We start from the raw sequence: 16,448 nt of genomic DNA on the forward strand, positions 1-16,448 counted from the left end.
CCGCTGAACGGAAAGGCAATTCCGTTCAGCGGGCTGAACGAACTCAGCCGAGCCCGGCGCTCACCGCGTTCATCAACGTCCCGGTGTCACCCGACATCTCCCACGCCATCACGCCGAGCAGACCACGTTGCTTCAGCCACGTCGTCTTCAGCCCGATCGACCAGGCGTCGTCGAACGTCCACCACTGGCCGCCGTTGCCCGTGTAGCACGACGTCGCCACCGCGGCCGTGTCGTGGTACACCGTGCACGCCGGGACGCTCGCCACCAGGTTCGCGTACCCGCGCGTGCCCGCTTCCTCGGCGAACTGACCCGGCGCCGCGCCGGTCGCGGACTGCCACTCGCCGTGCTTCCCGCCGTCCGCGACGCCCTGCCAGCCGCGGCCGTAGAAGGCCAGGCCGAGGGTCAGCCGCCGTGGATCGACGCCCGCGTTCGTGTACGCGTTGATCGCCGCTTCGGCGCTGAAGTGGAAGTTGTACGGGTCGTCGGCGTCGGCGTACAGGTTGCCCTGGTGGCCGGTCCGGTTCGGCTCCCACGAGTTGTCACTGCCCGACCCGTGGAAGTCGTACCCCTGCACGTTCGCCACGTCCAGGGAGTCGAAGACGCGCGACAGGTCCCAGCCCGCCGCCACCTTGGCCGGGTCGGCCGGGGTGAACGCGTGCAGCTGGTAGCGCTTGCCGGTCGTCGCGCCGTACGCGTCGAGCTGCGTGCGGAACTCCGCCAGCAACGCGGTCAGGTTGTTCTTGTCGTTCGGGCTCCAGTGGTTGCCGGGGTGCCCGTCCGCGCTGGCCGGCCACTCCCAGTCGAGGTCGATGCCGTCGAAGATGCCGGCCGCCGTGCCCGGGCCGCCCGCGCCGCCGTAGGAGGCGATGTTGCCCTTGATCCACGTGTCGACGCACGACGACACGAACTTCTTGCGCGAGGCGTCGGTGGCCGCGACGTCGGAGAAGTACTTGGAGTACGTCCACCCGCCCAGCGACACCAGGACCTTGAGGTTCGGGTGCTTCGCCTTGAGCTTCTTGAGCTGGTTGAAGTTGCCGCGCAACGACTCCCAGCCCGTGTCGGCCACGCCGTCGACCGACTGCGCCGCGGAGAACGGCCGCGAGTAGTCGGCCTCGGCGTCGCCCGCGCCGTCACCCTGGTTGGGGTCCTGCGGGTTCGCCGTGGTGCCCTTCGTGACGCCGGACAGGCAGGTCAGGTTCACCGGGTCGATGTTCTCGAACGCGTAGAGCAGGTGCGTCAGCTTCGACGCGGCGCCCGACGTCTCGAGGTTCTTCACGAAGTACTGGCGCCCGTAGATGCCCCACTGCACGAAGTAGCCGACCTTCGCGTAGCCCGACACGATGTCGCCGGTCTTCGCCGAAACGGAGTTGCTCGGCGCCGACACGTTGTCGTAGCCGTCGCGCGCCCGCACCGTGAACGTGTACGAAGTGGACGGTGCCAGCCCGGTCACGACGGCCGACGTCGTGGTCACCGTGGTGGCCACAGTGGACCCGCGGTAGACGTCGTAGCTCACGACGCCGGTGTTGTCGCTCGACGCCGCCCAGGTCAGCGAGACGCTCGTCGCGTCGGCCGCGGTCGAGCGCAGCGAACCCGGCGCGGACGGCGGGGTGGTGTCGTCGGCCGGGTTGTTGGTGGTCACCGAGAGCGCCGCGCTCGCCGGGGACGTGTTCCCCTTGGCGTCCTTCGCCTTCACCGTGAACGAGTACGCCGTGCCCGGCGTGAGCCCGGAGATCGTCGCGCTGGTCCCGGTCACCGACGTCGCCAGCGAACTGCCCTGGTAGACGTCGTAGCCGGTCACCGGCAGCGAGCCGGCCACCGACGTGTTCCAGGCCAGCGCGACCGTCTTGGTCGTCTTCGCGACCAGCCGCAGGTTGGCCGGCGCGCCCGGTGGCGTGTCCGGAGAACCGTCGCAGTTGGCGTTGTCGACGCGGCATTGCGTGGGGCTCGCGGCCGCGCTGAGCCGGAACGTGGGGCTGTACGGGTAGGTCGTGCGGCCCGGCGCGAGCGTCGCGATGTAGTACGCCGGTGTCAGCGTGACCTGCGTGCCGTTCTGGGTCACCGTGCCGTTTTCGCCGGTCGAAGCGGTGACGCCGGCGGGCAGCGTGAAGGTGATGGCCCAGTTGCTCACCGAGGCGGTCCCGGTGTTGGCGACGGTGTAGGTGCCGGTGGTGCCGCTCATCGCCAGCGTGGCGGTCAGCGAACCGGCCGCGGCGGCGGGTGGCGCGAGGGCCGCGGTGCCACCGAGTGCTATCAGCAAGGCGGCGAGCGCGGAGCGTAGTCGGGTGGAGGTGCGTCTCATGGCGGTTTCTCCAGACGGCACGGGGGCGGGGACGACGTGGTCTAGACCACATCGAATGTAACCCGGTGCGGGGAGAACCGCGCAGGCCCGAACGGCGGCAACCGCCGTCCGAACGGACGGTTAACTTCCCGAGAAGCTCGCCTTGCCCGGTCCGTCGGCCAAGAAGGACTTCACGGCGTTGCGGAGGTCTTCGGTCTCGAACAGTGCGGCGGCGATGGTGGTGATGTGCGCGTTCGCCTCCGGGACGCCGCCGGCGGAGAAGTGGTCGAGGACGCGCTTGGTCGCCGCGTGCGCCAGGGTGGGCCCCGAAGCGAGCCGGGCCGCGAACTCGCGACAAGCGTCGTCGAACCCCTCGTCCGGCAGGACGCGGTTGACGACGTTCCAGCGTTCGAGCGTCGCGGCGTCGTAGGTGTCGCCGGTCATCACGAACTCCTTGGCGCGGCCGACGCCCGCCCGCGCGGCGAGCCGCTGGGTGCCGCCCATGGTCGGGGTCAGGCCGACGACCTTCTCGACGAGCCCGAACTTCGCCCGCGACGCGGCCAGGATGAGATCGCAGGCCACCGCGACCTCGAACGCCCAGGTCAGGCACAGGCCGTGGGCGGCGAACACGGTCGGGAACGGCAACGCGGCGATCCGGTCCGGCACCGCGAGCATCTCGTCGAACAGCACCTTCGCCTCGGCGGGCGAACCCTGCGCGTCGAACAGCGAGACGTCCACGCCGCCGCTGACGACCTTGCCCTCGGCGCGGATGAGCAGCGCCCGCGCGGGCGACGCTTCCAGCTCGTCGAGGGCCGAGGACAGCGAAGCCTGCAGGGAAGCGGTGTAGAGGTTCAACGGCGGAGCGTCGATCGTCAGGACGGCGAGCCCGCCGTCACGGTCGAGGCGGACGTGCTGAGCCATGTTCACCCTGCTTCTTCGGCGGAGACGATGTCGTCCCAATACTGCTGGGCCTCCGGGCGCCAGTCGACGTGTTTGTGATGGAACAGTTCCGCGGCTTTCGTCCCGCTCCACTTCGCCGGCAGGAGCTCCGCGGGCAGTTGCGGGTCGAGGAACGGGAACCGCCGCCACTCGTGCACCAGCTCGGTCTGCGCGCGCAGCACCGCCTGGCCGCCGGTCGGTCGCAGCCCGGTGAACCGGTCGATGAAGTCCTCGTAGCGGTCCTTGAGCTCGGTCAGGTCCCAGGACCGGGCCACCATCGTCTCCTGCTCGCCGACCTCGCCGTACGCGGCGGTGAACGACATCGCCTGCGCCTCGAGGCCCAGCTCGGTGACGATCTGCTGGGCCTCCCGCTGGCGGCTCAGGTCCGGGCTGACCCAGACGCCGGCCACCGGCGAGCCGAAGCCCGCCCAGGTCAGCCGGGTGCGCAGCCGGTGGCGCAGGTCGCGCTTGGCCTCCGGCACCGACACGATGAGCATCAGCCACCGCCCGTCCCAGCTGCGCTCCTCGCGGCCGAACGCGTAGATCCGGTCGGCGCCCTCGGTCAGCAGACGGCGGCCCGGCGGCGTCAGCGACCAGCGCACCCGGCGCCCGACGCGCTCGGAGACCACCCAGCCTTCGGCGGCCGAGCGGGCCAGCGCCTGCCGCGCCGACTTCTCCTCGATGTCGAGCACACCGAGCACCTCGACCAGCATCGACGTCCAGACCGGCTTGTCCCGCGGGAGCGCGTACTCGCCGAGCACGGTCATCAGCAGCGACCGCGCGCTGGCGTGGCTGACCTCGCGGCGCCGGCTCACCGTCGGCCGGGGCGCGGACGGGCGGCCTTCCCTCGGCTTCGGCCGGCGGCCGAGGGTGACCGGGGGAGCGGGTTCGCCCATCTGAGTTCACCAACCTCACTGCACAGGGGGTCTCGACAACCGAACAGGGTACCCACACTCAGTGATCAAAGCGCCACCGGACACACACAGTCGGTGGCTTTGACCATGATCTGACCCTTCACCACCGCCCCGTAGACTCGGCTACCTCATGAGCGCAACTCTCGTCGCGAAGGACCTGGCCGCGGGCCACGGCGATCGCACCCTCTTCTCGGGCCTCGACCTCGTGGTCGCGCCGGGCGACGTCGTCGGCCTGGTCGGCGTCAACGGCGCCGGCAAGTCGACGCTGCTGCGGACCCTGGCCGGGCTCGCGAAACCGGACGGCGGGGAGATCCGGCTGAACCCGCCGACCGCGACCGTCGGGCACCTCCCGCAGGAGCCGGAACGCCGGGAAGGCGAGTCGGTGCGGGAGTTCCTGGCGCGGCGCACCGGCGTGTCGTCGGCGCAGGCCGACCTGGACGCGGCGACCGAAGCGCTGACGGCGGGCTCGCCGGGCGCGGACGACCAGTACGCCGCGGCGCTGGACCGGTGGCTCGCCCTCGGCGGCGCCGACCTCGACGACCGTGCCGCCGAAGTGGCCGCCGACCTGGGCCTGGCTGTCGACCTGGACCAGCCGATGACGTCGTTGTCCGGTGGCCAGGCCGCGCGCGCCGGGCTCGCGTCGCTGCTGCTGAGCCGCTACGACGTCTTCCTGCTCGACGAGCCGACGAACGACCTCGACCTCGACGGCCTGGCCCGGCTGGAGCGGTTCGTGGCCGGACTGCGGGCGGCGACGGTGCTGGTCAGCCACGACCGCGAGTTCCTCGCCCGGACCGTCGACCGCGTCGTCGAGCTGGACCTGGCGCAGCAGCAGGTCAACGTCTACGGCGGTGGTTACGAGTCCTATCTCGAGGAACGCGAGGTCGCGCGGCGGCACGCGCGTGAGGAGTACGAGGAGTACGCCGACACGAAGGCTTCGCTGGAGGCGAGGGGGCGGATGCAGCGGGCGTGGATGGAGAAGGGCGTCAAGAACGCCCGCCGGAAGCAGCCCGACAACGACAAGTCCGCGCGCAAGTTCCGGACCGAGGCGACGGAGAAGCAGGCGTCGAAGGCGCGGCAGACCGATCGGATGATCGAGCGCCTGGAGGTCGTCGAGGAGCCGCGCAAGGAGTGGGAGCTGCGGATGGAGATCGCCGCGGCGCCGCGGGCGGGCGCGGTGGTCGCGACGCTGCGGGGTGCGGTCGTGCGGCGCGGCGGGTTCACGCTCGGGCCGGTCGACCTGCAGGTCGACTGGGCGGACAAGGTCGCCATCACCGGCGCGAACGGCGCCGGCAAGTCGACGCTGCTGGCCGCCCTCCTCGGCCGGCTGCCGCTGGACGAAGGTGCGGCCGCGCTGGGGCCGGGCGTGGTGGTCGGCGAGGTCGACCAGGCACGGCGGCTGTTCCTCGGCGACGTTCCGCTCGCGGCGGCTTTCGCCCGGGAAGTGCCTGAGTTCCCGGACGCGGACGTGCGGACCCTGCTGGCCAAGTTCGGTCTCAAGGCCGCACACGTCATGCGATCCGCGGCGACGCTCTCGCCGGGCGAGCGGACGCGGGCGGCGTTGGCTCTGCTGCAGGCGCGCGGGGTGAACCTGCTGGTGCTGGACGAGCCGACCAACCACCTCGACCTGCCGGCGATCGAGCAGCTGGAGTCGGCGCTGGACAAGTACCCGGGGACGTTGCTGCTGGTCACGCACGATCGCCGGATGCTGGACGCGGTGCACGTGACCCGTCGTCTCGAGGTCGACGGGGGGAAGGTCCGCGAGCTGTGATCGTGCGGCCGGCGGGCCGGTCGGACTTCGGCTTTCTCGCTGACATGCTCGTCGAGGCGGTCAACTGGTCGCCGGAGTGGAAGCGGAAGTCGCGCCGGCGTGTGCTGGCGGCGCCGAACACCGCGCATTACCTGGCCGGGTGGCCGCTCGAGGACGATCTCGGGGTGGTTGCCGAGTCATCCGGGGAGCCGGTCGGTGCGGCTTGGCTGCGGTTCTTTTCGGCTGAGGCACCTGGGTACGGGTTCGTTGCCGCCGATGTGCCGGAGTTGACGATCGGTGTGGTCGCTTCCTGGCGTGGGCGGGGTGTCGGGCGGGCGTTGCTCGCTGGTGTCGAGGCGTCGGCGCGGGGCTGTGGGATCGGGCGGATCAGCCTCAGTGTCGAGCGGAAGAACTTTGCGCGGGAGCTTTATCTCGCCGTGGGGTATGAGGTCGTGGGTCGAGGGGTGGACTCCGACACCATGGTGAAGGTGCTCTAGCGGGTGCTTGTGTGTGAGCGGTGCTCTTGGTTCAGAGCGGCGGGCTGTGGGTGCCGAGAGCAGTGCTCTCGACTTTGAGCGGCGTTCCGCGGGGCGGGTGAGCAGTGCTGCGTGGAGTGAGCGGTGCTCTCGACTTGCGGGGGCAACTTGCGGTCGCAGCGAGCAGTGCTCTCGGTTTTGAGCGCCTTGGCGGACGGCATGTGAGCGGTGCTCTCGGCCTTGAGCGGTGGCCGCGCCGGAGGGTGAGCGGTGCTCTCGGTTGAGAGCGGCGGGTGGCACGGGTCGCGAGCGGCGCTCTTCGGGTGGGTGCGGCGGCTGCGCGGGGTCATGAGCGGTGCTCCCGGGTGGGTATGACGGGCTGTTCAAGCCGCGAGCAGTGCTCTGGGTGGGCTGGCGGCTGCGCGGTTCGTGAGCGGTGCTCTCGGGTGGGTGCGGCGCTCCGACCCGACCGAGAGCGATGCTCTCGCAGGTGAGCCGTGCGGGCAAGCACGGCGAGAGCGGTGCTCTCGGAGGTGAGCCGTGCGGGCAAGCATGGCGAGAGCGGTGCTCTCGGAGGTGGGCCGTGCGGGCAAGCATGGCGAGAGCGGTGCTCTCGACCTCAAGCGGCGTTCGCGGCGGTGGGTGAGCGGTGCTCTCGGGTGGGCATGGCGGGTGGCGCAGGTTGTGAGCGGTGCTCTCGGTTGGGTGCACCGCTCAGACCTGGCCGAGAGCGGTGCTCTCGGAGCTGAGCAGTGCTGGCAGCGCTGGCCGAGAGCGGTGCTCTCGGAAGTGAGCGCCGCCCAGCACCCGCGCGACCAACGCTCTCAACCGAGAGCACTGCTCACCCCTTGGTGGCCCCGCCGGTCAAGCCCTTCACGAACTGCTTCTGCAGCGCCAAGTAAAAGATCAACACCGGCAACGTCGCCAGGAACATCAGCGCGAACACGCTCCCGAGATCCGCCTGGTACTGGCCGATGGACCGGTAGATACCGGTCGTGATCGTCGTGCCCTGGCTGGGGCCCAGGATGATCAGCGGGTCGATGAAGTCGTTCCAGATCCACACTCCCAGGAAGATCAGCACCGACGCCGTCGCCGGGCGTAGCAGCGGGAAGACCACCCGCCAGAACACCTGCATCCGGCTCGCGCCGTCCAGCAGCGCCGCCTCCTCCAGCTCCACCGGCACACCACGGATGAACCCGGTGAACACGAACACCCCGAACGGCACGTAGTAACCCACGTTGAACAGCACCAAGCCCTGCAGCGTCGCCATCAGGTGGGTGACCCGCAGGACGTCGGTGATCGGGATGAGGATCACCTGTGGCGGGATCATCAACCCGGCCAGGAGCACGAGCGTCAGCACCTTCGTCCACCGCTTGCCCGAGCGCGCCAGGTAGTGCCCCAGCAGGGCCGAAAGCACCGTCAGCACCAGGATCGACAGCACCGTCACGACGATCGAATTGGTCAGGCTGACCCAGAACAGGCCGTCCGGGCGGGTCAGGACCGCGTGGATGTTGGCCAGCGTCGGCGGCAGCGGGAGGGAGGCCGGCGAAGAAGCGATGTGGTCGCCTTGCTTGAAGACGTTCGTCAGCACTAGGTACAGCGGCACGAAGAACACCGCGCTGACGACGAGCGCGACCGACGGCCGCAGCCAGGAGCGCGTCACAGGTCCACCTCCCGGCGGCGCAGGAAACCCAGCACGACCGTCGTCACCACCGCGACGATCACCAGCATCAGCACCGCCATCGCGGACGCGTACCCGACGTGGTTCGAGTCGAAGCCGGTCTGCAGCACGTCGAACGCGATGGTCGCCGTCGCGCCCGAGCCCGGGCCGCCGTTGGTGATCACCTTGACGTAGTCGTAGGTCTTGAACGCCGAAATGAGCAGCACCACCGTGTTGATCGTCAGCGACGGCGCCAGCAGCGGCCAGGTGACCGCGCGGAACCGCCGCAGCGGCCCGGCGCCGTCGATCTCCGCCGCCTCCAGCAGCTCCTGCGGCACGCCCTGCAACCCGGCGAGGTAGACGACGACGCAGAACCCGAGCATCTGCCAGCACACGATCGACGCCACCGAATACAACGCGACGTCCGGGTCCGACAGCCAGCCCGGCGGGTGCTCGACACCGAGGGAACGCAGGACGGTGTTCAGCGGGCCCTGATCGTCGAGCAGCCGCGACCAGACGATCGACACGACGACCGAGCTGAGGATCACCGGCGTGAAGAACACGCTCCGCAAAGCGTTGTACAGCCAGCCCTTCCGGTCCAGCAGCAACGCCACGCCCAGCCCCAGCACGTTCGGCACGATCACCACGACCAGCGTCAGGATCGTCGTGACCTCGAGCGCGGTGAGGAACTGCTCGTCGGTGAACAGCAGCCGGTAGTTGTCGAAGCCGACGAACTTCACCGGCGGGTTGAACGGGTTGTAGTTCGTGAGGCTGTAGCCGAAACTGATCAGGATCGGCGCCAGCACGAAACACAGGTAGACGAGCACCCCCGGCGCGCCGAACGAAGCGAAGTGCCACACCCGCGGCAGGATCGGCTTGCGCCGGCGGCGGTGCGCGGGCACCCGTCGCGACGACGGGGGAGCGGGAGGACTGACGACGGCGGCCAAGTGCGTCAGCCCGCCTTCGCCCACTCGGTGTCCAGGAACGCGCACGCGTCGGCCACGGACTTGCGGCCGGTGATGACGTCCTGGGCGGCCTGGTCGACCTTGTCCTTCATCCCGGGCAGCAGCCCGTCGTCGGCGGTCTCCCAGCGGAACGCGTGCACCACCGCGTTCTGCTGCACGGCTTTCGTGTAGAGGTCGTAACCCGCCTTGAACGTCGGCCCGACGCCGGCCGGCGGGGTGTAGCCCTTGATCGCCGGGAACAGGCCGTCGGCCTTGACCGACGCGTCGAGTTGGTCCTTGTCGAGCTGGAAGCCGAGAGCGAACTTCTTCGCCGCGTCCAGGTGGGTGGCCTTGGCGTTCACGATCATGCCGCCGCCGGTGTAGGCGGGGACGACGAGCTTGCCGTCCTCGGTGGGGAAGTCGAAGACGCCGATCTCGAAATCGTGCTTCTTGGAGTCCGCGTTGGCGGCGAACCAGTTGCCCATCGGGTACATCGCGCTCTTGCCGTCGAGGAACGCCTGCTCGGTCGCGGCGTAGTCGCGGGACACGCTGGTCTTGTCCACATACCCCTTCGCCGCGAGGTCGGCGAGCTTCGAGAACGCCTTCTGGAACGCGGGATCGGCGAACTTGACCTTGTCCTGACGGCGCTGGGTGAGCCAGTCCGGCATCGTGTCGTACACCTCGGTGCTGACGAGTCCGGAGAGGATCATCGACGACGGGAAGCCGTCCTTGCCGCCGCCGATGGTGAACGGCGCGAAACCCTTGTCCTTGAGCTTGCCGGCGTCGGTTTCCAGCTCGGCCCAGGTCTTCGGCGTCGTCGTGATGCCCGCGTCGGCGAACATCTTCTTGTTGTAGTAGACCGGCGGGATGGTCTGGGTGTTCGCCGGCAGCTGGTAGTACTTGCCGTGCACCGGGTTGGCTTCGGGGAACTGGAAGTCCTTGAGCTCGTCGGGTGTCCACGCGTACAGGTTGCCCGCTTCGGCGAAACCCGCCGAGTCGACGGCGATCATCACGTCCGGGAACTGGCCGGACTGCAGCAGCTGCTTCGCGTACGAGGTCCGGCCGTCGGCGGTCGGCGCGACGAGCTTCTTGACCGTGATCCCCGGGTTCTTGTCGGTGACGCGCTTGATCGCCGCGTCCCAGTAGGCGGGGGTGAGGTTCGGGGTTTCGAACGTCAGGAAGGTGATCTCCGCGGCACCGCCGCCGCCGGAGTTCGTCCCGACCGAACACCCGCTCACCGCCAGGAGCACCGCCGCTCCCAGCGCCAGGGACCTTCTCATCGCGCCTCCCACATGCCACCCACCATATGTGATGTACGAGGCATTTGATCGGACGTCTGATGCGGTGTCAAGGCTCGAATTCCGGCGAATTGCGGGCAAGAACCGTCGAGAGATCAGATCTTTCGCTGCAATCGGATGACTGCACTCGAGAAGTCGCCGGTCGGCAGCCCGAGGGGCAGCCCGTGGGCGAGCAGGACCGCGCCGCTGTGCGTGCGCCCGGAATCCGGATCCAGGTACCGGTGAGCGGGATCGAGGCCGTCGAGCCGCAGCGGTCGCGCGGGGTCGTTGAAGTGCGCGGCTTGCCGGTAGGCGAAGACGACCACCCGGTCCTCGTGGACGTACTGCAGCGCGGTGACGCCGTCGTCGGCCGGCGGCCGCAGCCGGTACAGCGCGCCGAGCTGGACGACCGGCCGGATGTCCCGGTACAGCGCGATCATCTCCCGCGCGAACGCCAAGTCTTCGTCGGACCAGTGCACGATGTCGCCGCCGACGCCGAGCACCCCGGCCATGGCGACGTGGAACCGGAACCGCAGCGGCGCCGACCGCGCCGTGACGAAGCTGGGGTTGTCGGTGACCCACGCCGACATCGCGCGCGCCGGGTAGAGCTGCCCGAAGCCGTGCTGGATCCGCAGCCGGTCGAGCGTGTCGGTGTTGTCCGACGTCCAGACCTGGTCGGCGCGCGCGAGCACGCCGAGGTCGAGCCGGCCGCCCCCACCGGCGCACGCCTCGATCCGCAGGCCGGGATGGTCGGCGCGCAACCGGTCCATGAGCGCGTAAACCGCGTCGGTGTGCTCGGTCCACAGCCGGTCGGGGTCGTCGTCCCCGGGCCAGCCCGCCTCGCTGAACGGGCGGTTCATGTCCCACTTGAGGAAGTCGACGCCGTGCTCGCCGACGAGCCGGTCGAGCCACTCGTGGGCCCACGCGGCCACGTCGGCGCGGGCGAAGTTGAGCACGAGCTGGTTGCGCAGCTCCGACCGGCGGCGGTGCGGGTGGTGCAGCACCCTGTCCGGGTGGGCGCGGTAGAGGTCGCTGTCGGGGTTGACCATCTCCGGCTCGACCCAGATGCCGAACCGCATCCCGAGCCCGTGCACCGTGGCGACGAGCGGCTTCAGGCCGTCGGGGAAGCGCTCGCGGTTGACGTGCCAGTCGCCGAGGCCGGCGTGGTCGCCCGTGCGCGCGCCGAACCAGCCGTCGTCCATGACGAACAGCTCGACCCCGAGTGCCGCGGCCCGCTCGGCGAGCGCGCGCTGGCCGGCCTCGGTGACGTCGAATCCCGTGGCCTCCCAGGAGTTGTAGAGCACCGGGCGCAGCTCGCCGGGGTGCGGGAGGACATGCTCGCGGACGTACGCGTGCCAGGCGCGGCTCGCGGCGCCGAACCCGCCCCGCGTGTACAGCCCGGCCATGACCGGCGTGCGCAGCGGCCGGCCGGGCCCGACGCGGTGGGTGACGCCGTCCTGGCCGAAGCCGCCGCTCACGGTCAGCCGCCCGGTGGACGCCCGGGTGGTGGTCAGCCGCCACGAGCCGCTCCACGCCAGGGCGACGCCGTAGACCTCGCCGTGGCGCTCGGTCGCCGTGCCGTCGTCGACCATCACCCACGGGTTGGCGTGGTGGCCGGTGATCCCGCGGCGGCTCGCGAAGACGGTCTCGCCGTGCGGCGCGGAAACGCGGCGGAGCTGGGTCTCCGCGGCCCAGCGCCCGGTGACGTGACTGAGCCGGTAGTCGTCGGACACGGGCAGCGCCCAGGTCGCGGAGTCGGCCCGGACGACCTCGACGTCGGTGTCCGCCGACAGTTCGGTCCAGCGCTCGACGACGTCGCCGCGCAGCCGGTAGTGCAGGCTGACCCGGAGCGGGTAGTGGCGGTCGGCGAACCGGATTTCCAGGTGCGGCCCGGTGATTTCGTGGTCCTGGTACCGCCATTCGAGGGCTCGGGTGCCGTCGCCGAAGCGGACTTGCAAGGCCGGGGTCCAGTACCGGGTCCCGCCGTCCGCGGCGAGTTCGCCGATGCCCTCGTCCGGATCGTTGAACCCGTCCCACCAGGGCCGGGTTTCGGTGTCGAGCTCACGGACTTCGGCGGCGGTCAGCTTCGGGCCCCAGAAGACGTGGGTCGGCACGTCGTCTTCGTCGAGCCGCAGGGCGTAGGTGCTCGACTCGCCGCTGAGCACCCAGCCGCGGCGGTCGGCGTCGAAGCTGATCTCGGCCATGCGCGCCATCCTGCTGGCGGGACGGCCGCGCGGCCAAGCGGCGTCCCGCTGACCGGTTCCCCGGAAGGTGTATCCACGCCCGGGCGAGGCGCTCTGAACTGACGAGCGAGGGGAGATCGCGATGGTGGTCAGCAGCAGGACGATCGGCGTGCCGCCGGACCAGGCGGAGCAGGCGCGGGGTGACAGCCCGGGCGTGTACGACCTCGTCGTGGCGTACCAGGAGCCCGGGCGCCCGCGGTTCGCGGCGTTGCGCACGGCTTACGAGGCCGCGCAAGGGAAGATCGTGGAGGAGTACTACGCCAACAACTTCCGGGCGGCCCTGCTGCTCGTCGCCAAGGACGGCGTCTTCTACAAGACCCGGCTCTTCTACGACCCGGTCGAAAGCAGCACCGAGTTCGACGACGTGTTCCGCTCGGCCCGCCGGGTGGAGCGGAAGTACTCCGTGCTGCTGCACGGACAGACGCAGGAGATCCTGGCGCAGGGCATCTACACCACGGCCGTCGCGCTGCTGAGCGTGCTCGACGCGATGGTGGGAGCCGCGCAGAAGCGCGAACGGGTGACCGCGGCGGTCGCGTCGGCCCGCAAGGAGATCCGCCAGATCGAGCAGAACGCGCGCGAGGCGGCCCTGGACCGGGCGCTGGTCCGCTACCTCGGCGGGCTCGCGGTCGGGGTCGTCGCGGCCACCGCGGTGGCCGTCGCCGTCTCGTTCCTGCCCTTGGCGGTCGAGATCGGCTCGCAGCTGATCATCTGCCTGGTGTCCGGCGCCGTCGGCGCGATCCTGAGCGTCATGACGCGCACGGCGAACCGGCAGAAGGTGCGGGTGAGCCTCGAGCAGGGCTGGCTCGTGGTCATCCTGTCCGGCTGCTTCCGGCTGATCATCGGCGCGGTGTTCGGCGCGGCGATGTTCGTGCTCGTCCGCGCCGGGCTGGTGCCGATCGCCGTGCCCGGCGCGGGTGAGCAGGTGACGTTGTTCTTCGCCGGCCTCGCGTTCCTCGCCGGGTTCAGCGAACGCCGGGCGCAGGACACGATCGTGCGCACCTTGCCCGGCGCCGCGGACCGGACCACGGCCGAACCGCCGGCGCGGGGCAAGGACGACTGAGCAGCTCAGGGCCGGTCGGTCAGGTACCCGCCCATCGTCTTGAAGTACTCGGCCGCCGGCAGGTCCGTGCCGTCGGCCGTGCGGACCCGCTCCACCAGCAGGCCCGGGGACTGGCCGCGGCGCGCGTCCGGGCCGGCGACGATCACCACGCCGTCGCCCTCGCGGATGAAGATCCGGCCCGGCGTGCCGCCGTAGTGCCCCTTCGACACCGACGCCCGCAGGATCCGCAACTCCTGGCCGCGGTGGTAGGCGAACGCGTTCGGGTACGGGTCCGACAGCGCCCGCACGAACCGCTCGATGTCGGCCGGGTCCGCCGTCCAGTCGATGAGGCTGTCCCGTGCCGCGCGCTTGTGGAAGAAGCTGGCCTTCGTCCGGTCCTGCGGCACCGGCGTGTAGCCGTTTTGGATGAGCTGGATGGCCTCGGCGGTGATCGGCGCGATCAGGTCCACCGTGCGGTGGAAGAGGTCGGTCGTGGTGTCCGCCGGGCCGACCGGGATCGCGCGCTGGAGGACGATGTCGCCCGCGTCGAGCTCGCCGTCCATCATGTGGGCGGTCACGCCGACCTCCGGCTCGCCGTTGATCATCGCCCAGATGAGGGGCGAGAAGCCCGCGTAGGCCGGCAGCAGCGAGTCGTGGATGTTGAGGGTGCCGTGGCGCGGCAGCTCGAACAGCTCCGGCGGGAGCCAGGTGCGCCAGTTGTTCGCGACGATCAGGTCGAGGTCGGCGGCCTTCAGCTCGGCCAGCAGCTCGGCGTCGTCCGGGCGGTTGCGCAGCAGGACGCGGATGCCGTTGGCCTCGGCGAGGTCGGCGACCGAGTCGGCCCAGATCCGCTCGTAGGCGTGGTCGCTCTTCGGGTGCGTGACCACGAGCGCGACCTCGTGCCCCGCGTCGATGAGCGCCTGCAGGGTCCGGTGCCCCCAGGTCTGGTAGCCGAACATCGCCACGCGCATTCGAGTGTGCCCTTTCGTGATCGGGGGACGAACATCACCACGAACGTACTAGGCGAGGCTCGCCTTAGTTAGGTTAGGGTTCCCTGAACCGTACCGGAGCGCGCGAGGGAGCAACATGAGTGCAGAGGTCCCGATCTACGACATCGTCGGCGTGGGCTTCGGACCGTCGAACCTGGCCCTCGCGATCGCCCTCGCCGAGCACAACGCCGGTCCTGGCGAACCCGTCACCGCGCACTTCCTCGAGCGGCAGCCTGAGTTCGGCTGGCACCGCGGGATGCTGATCGACACCGCGACCATGCAGGTGTCGTTCCTCAAGGACCTGGTCACCATGCGCAACCCGACCAGCGAGTTCAGCTTCCTCAACTACCTGCACGCGGCCGGCCGGCTGGTCGACTTCATCAACCACAAGAACCTGTTCCCGCTGCGCGTCGAGTTCCACGACTACTTCGAATGGGCGGCCGCGAAGGTCGACGACGTCGTCTCGTACGGCACCGAAGTGGTAGCGGTGAAGCCGGTGTACGACGGCTCGGAGGTCGCCTTCTTCGACGTCGAGGCCTCGGACGGGTCGTCGCTGCGTGCGCGGAACCTGGTGGTGGGCACGGGTCTGCGGCCGCAGCTGCCCGAGGGCGTCACCGCGGGTGAGCGGATCTGGCACAACAGCGAGCTGCTGTTCCGCGTAGAAGCCCTGCGCGATGCTTCGCCGCGGCGGTTCGTCGTGGTCGGCGCCGGGCAGAGCGCGGCGGAGGTCGCGGCGCTGCTGCACGACGAGTTCCCGCGCGCCGAGGTGTGCGCGGTGTTCGCACGCTACGGCTACAGCCCGGCCGACGACAGCGCGTTCGCGAACCGCATCTTCGACCCGGACGCGGTCGACCAGTTCTACCGCGCGGGCGAGCCGGTCAAGGACCGCCTGATGCGCTACCACGGCGCGACGAACTATTCGGCGGTCGACATCGAGCTCATCGACGAGCTGTACCGCCGCATGTACCGCGAGAAGGTGCTGGGCGTGGAGCGGTTGCGGCTGTTCAACGTCTCGCGGCCGGTGGAGGTGACGCCTTCGGGCGCGGTGACGGTGGAGTCGCTGACGACGGGTGCGCGGACGGTCTTGGACGCCGACGCGGTGGTGTACGCGACGGGCTACCGGCCCGCGGACCCGACGCCGCTGCTCGGCGACCTCGGCGGCAGCTTCCTGCGCGACGAGTCCGGCCGCCTGCGCGTCGAACGCGACTACCGGCTGACGACGGAGCTGCCCCTGCGTGGGGGGATCTACCTGCAGGGCGGCACCGAGCACACGCACGGCATCACGTCTTCGCTGCTGTCGAACACCGCCGTGCGGGTGGGGGAGATCCTGCAGTCCATTGTGGACCGGCGGGTGGTCGCCGAGCCGGCGGGGGAGTACGCGGTCAGCGCGCGGTGAGCTGCTCCCGCAGGATGTCGCCGTGGCCAGCGTGCCGGGCGAAGTCCTCGATCAGCAGCAGGTAGACGAACCTGAGGTTGACCTCGCCCAGGACGTCGTGGGTCCACGTGTCGTCGAGGGCGAAGCCGGCCGCGATCTCGCGGGACCGGGCGCTCGCGCGCTCGAAGTCGGCGATCACCTCGGGCAGCGTTTCGTCCTCGGCGACCACGAAACTCGGGTCGCCGGGGGTGGTCGGGCCGTCGCACTCGGACTCGGGCAGGTCCAGCAGGAACAGCTGGAACCACCGGCGTTCCGCCATCGCGGCGTGCTTGACCAGGCCGATCGGCGTCGTCATTGACGTGACCAGCCGTTCCCGCGCGTCGGCTTCGGAAAGGCCGCGCGCGGTGTCGATCACCGCGCGGCGGTTGCGGTCCATCGTCGCCTCCAGCAGGCGGCGCTCGGGTCCGGTGGTGGTTTCGGGCAGCACGAACACAGGTCAGCTCCAAACGTGGGATGGTGGCCGGACGAACCTCGGGACGACACGAGGTGGGCCGCGTTCAGGATAGC

The 16,448-nt window shown here is 70.2% G+C and carries 13 protein-coding genes; 4 read left to right on the forward strand and 9 right to left on the reverse strand.

Annotated elements, in window-relative coordinates; translation table 11 throughout:
* Positions 1-43: 43 nt before the first annotated feature.
* The 3 genes from M8542_RS04450 to M8542_RS04460 all read right to left on the reverse strand — a co-directional run bounded on the left by M8542_RS04450 (position 44) and on the right by M8542_RS04460 (position 4,113).
* Positions 44-2,257 carry a glycosyl hydrolase family 18 protein gene (locus M8542_RS04450; protein WP_257919225.1) on the reverse strand — a complete coding sequence of 738 codons (2,214 nt, stop codon included), beginning with the start codon at positions 2,255-2,257 and terminating at the stop codon, positions 44-46.
* A 162-nt stretch (positions 2,258-2,419) separates the two neighbouring features.
* Positions 2,420-3,199: an enoyl-CoA hydratase/isomerase family protein gene (locus tag M8542_RS04455; RefSeq protein WP_257918694.1), complete on the reverse strand. Its 780-nt coding sequence runs from the start codon at positions 3,197-3,199 to the stop codon at positions 2,420-2,422.
* A gap of 2 nt (positions 3,200-3,201) precedes the next feature.
* The gene (locus tag M8542_RS04460; RefSeq protein WP_257918695.1) at positions 3,202-4,113 is read right to left on the reverse strand and encodes a PaaX family transcriptional regulator; all 912 of its coding nucleotides are present in this window, start codon (positions 4,111-4,113) and stop codon (positions 3,202-3,204) included.
* Positions 4,114-4,261: 148 nt separating this feature from the next.
* On the opposite strand from M8542_RS04460, the gene M8542_RS04465 reads away from it, so the two are divergent.
* Both M8542_RS04465 and M8542_RS04470 read left to right on the forward strand, forming a co-directional pair.
* Positions 4,262-5,899 (forward strand): ABC-F family ATP-binding cassette domain-containing protein, encoded by a 1,638-nt coding sequence (locus tag M8542_RS04465; RefSeq protein ID WP_257918696.1) that lies wholly within the window; start codon positions 4,262-4,264, stop codon positions 5,897-5,899.
* Positions 5,896-6,375: a GNAT family N-acetyltransferase gene (locus M8542_RS04470; RefSeq protein ID WP_257918697.1), complete on the forward strand. Its 480-nt coding sequence runs from the start codon at positions 5,896-5,898 to the stop codon at positions 6,373-6,375. The genes M8542_RS04465 and M8542_RS04470 overlap by 4 nt, the downstream gene beginning before the upstream one ends.
* Before the next feature lie 820 nt (positions 6,376-7,195).
* Here M8542_RS04470 and M8542_RS04475 read toward each other — a convergent pair.
* From M8542_RS04475 to M8542_RS04490, 4 genes are all read right to left on the reverse strand, one after another.
* Positions 7,196-8,017: a carbohydrate ABC transporter permease gene (locus M8542_RS04475; protein ID WP_257918698.1), complete on the reverse strand. Its 822-nt coding sequence runs from the start codon at positions 8,015-8,017 to the stop codon at positions 7,196-7,198.
* Positions 8,014-8,985, reverse strand: a complete 972-nt coding sequence (locus M8542_RS04480) for a carbohydrate ABC transporter permease (RefSeq protein WP_308210238.1) — start codon at positions 8,983-8,985, stop codon at positions 8,014-8,016. Before M8542_RS04480 ends, M8542_RS04475 begins: the two co-directional genes overlap by 4 nt.
* Positions 8,967-10,238: an extracellular solute-binding protein gene (locus M8542_RS04485; RefSeq protein ID WP_257918700.1), complete on the reverse strand. Its 1,272-nt coding sequence runs from the start codon at positions 10,236-10,238 to the stop codon at positions 8,967-8,969. Before M8542_RS04485 ends, M8542_RS04480 begins: the two co-directional genes overlap by 19 nt.
* 113 nt (positions 10,239-10,351) lie before the next feature.
* A complete protein-coding gene (locus M8542_RS04490) occupies positions 10,352-12,439 on the reverse strand; it encodes an alpha-galactosidase (RefSeq protein WP_257918701.1) in 2,088 nt (695 codons plus the stop codon).
* A 121-nt stretch (positions 12,440-12,560) separates the two neighbouring features.
* Between M8542_RS04490 and M8542_RS04495 the strand changes: the two genes are divergently transcribed.
* Positions 12,561-13,538 carry a hypothetical protein gene (locus M8542_RS04495; protein WP_257918702.1) on the forward strand — a complete coding sequence of 326 codons (978 nt, stop codon included), beginning with the start codon at positions 12,561-12,563 and terminating at the stop codon, positions 13,536-13,538.
* A 5-nt stretch (positions 13,539-13,543) separates the two neighbouring features.
* On the opposite strand, the gene M8542_RS04500 is transcribed toward M8542_RS04495, so the two are convergent.
* A complete protein-coding gene (locus M8542_RS04500; RefSeq protein ID WP_257918703.1) occupies positions 13,544-14,488 on the reverse strand; it encodes a methionyl-tRNA formyltransferase in 945 nt (314 codons plus the stop codon).
* A gap of 115 nt (positions 14,489-14,603) precedes the next feature.
* Between M8542_RS04500 and M8542_RS04505 the strand changes: the two genes are divergently transcribed.
* Positions 14,604-15,902, forward strand: coding sequence for a lysine N(6)-hydroxylase/L-ornithine N(5)-oxygenase family protein (locus M8542_RS04505; protein ID WP_257918704.1), 1,299 nt, complete (start codon positions 14,604-14,606; stop codon positions 15,900-15,902).
* On the opposite strand, the gene M8542_RS04510 is transcribed toward M8542_RS04505, so the two are convergent.
* Positions 15,889-16,374: a DinB family protein gene (locus tag M8542_RS04510; RefSeq protein WP_257918705.1), complete on the reverse strand. Its 486-nt coding sequence runs from the start codon at positions 16,372-16,374 to the stop codon at positions 15,889-15,891. The genes M8542_RS04505 and M8542_RS04510 overlap by 14 nt on opposite strands.
* Positions 16,375-16,448: the final 74 nt, after the last annotated feature.

This window comes from Amycolatopsis iheyensis, from assembly GCF_024703995.1.
Taxonomy (GTDB): Bacteria; Actinomycetota; Actinomycetes; order Mycobacteriales; family Pseudonocardiaceae; genus Amycolatopsis; species Amycolatopsis iheyensis.

What these genes read in the sequence shown, in the direction of transcription:
- M8542_RS04455 (WP_257918694.1), bottom strand. Translation starts at nt 3,199, where the DNA reads ATGGCTCAGCACGTCCGCCTCGACCGTGACGGCGGGCTCGCCGTCCTG.
- M8542_RS04460 (WP_257918695.1), bottom strand. Translation starts at nt 4,113, where the DNA reads ATGGGCGAACCCGCTCCCCCGGTCACCCTCGGCCGCCGGCCGAAGCCG.
- M8542_RS04465 (WP_257918696.1), top strand. Translation starts at nt 4,262, where the DNA reads ATGAGCGCAACTCTCGTCGCGAAGGACCTGGCCGCGGGCCACGGCGAT.
- M8542_RS04485 (WP_257918700.1), bottom strand. Translation starts at nt 10,238, where the DNA reads ATGAGAAGGTCCCTGGCGCTGGGAGCGGCGGTGCTCCTGGCGGTGAGC.
- M8542_RS04490 (WP_257918701.1), bottom strand. Translation starts at nt 12,439, where the DNA reads ATGGCCGAGATCAGCTTCGACGCCGACCGCCGCGGCTGGGTGCTCAGC.
- M8542_RS04495 (WP_257918702.1), top strand. Translation starts at nt 12,561, where the DNA reads ATGGTGGTCAGCAGCAGGACGATCGGCGTGCCGCCGGACCAGGCGGAG.
- M8542_RS04500 (WP_257918703.1), bottom strand. Translation starts at nt 14,488, where the DNA reads ATGCGCGTGGCGATGTTCGGCTACCAGACCTGGGGGCACCGGACCCTG.
- M8542_RS04505 (WP_257918704.1), top strand. Translation starts at nt 14,604, where the DNA reads ATGAGTGCAGAGGTCCCGATCTACGACATCGTCGGCGTGGGCTTCGGA.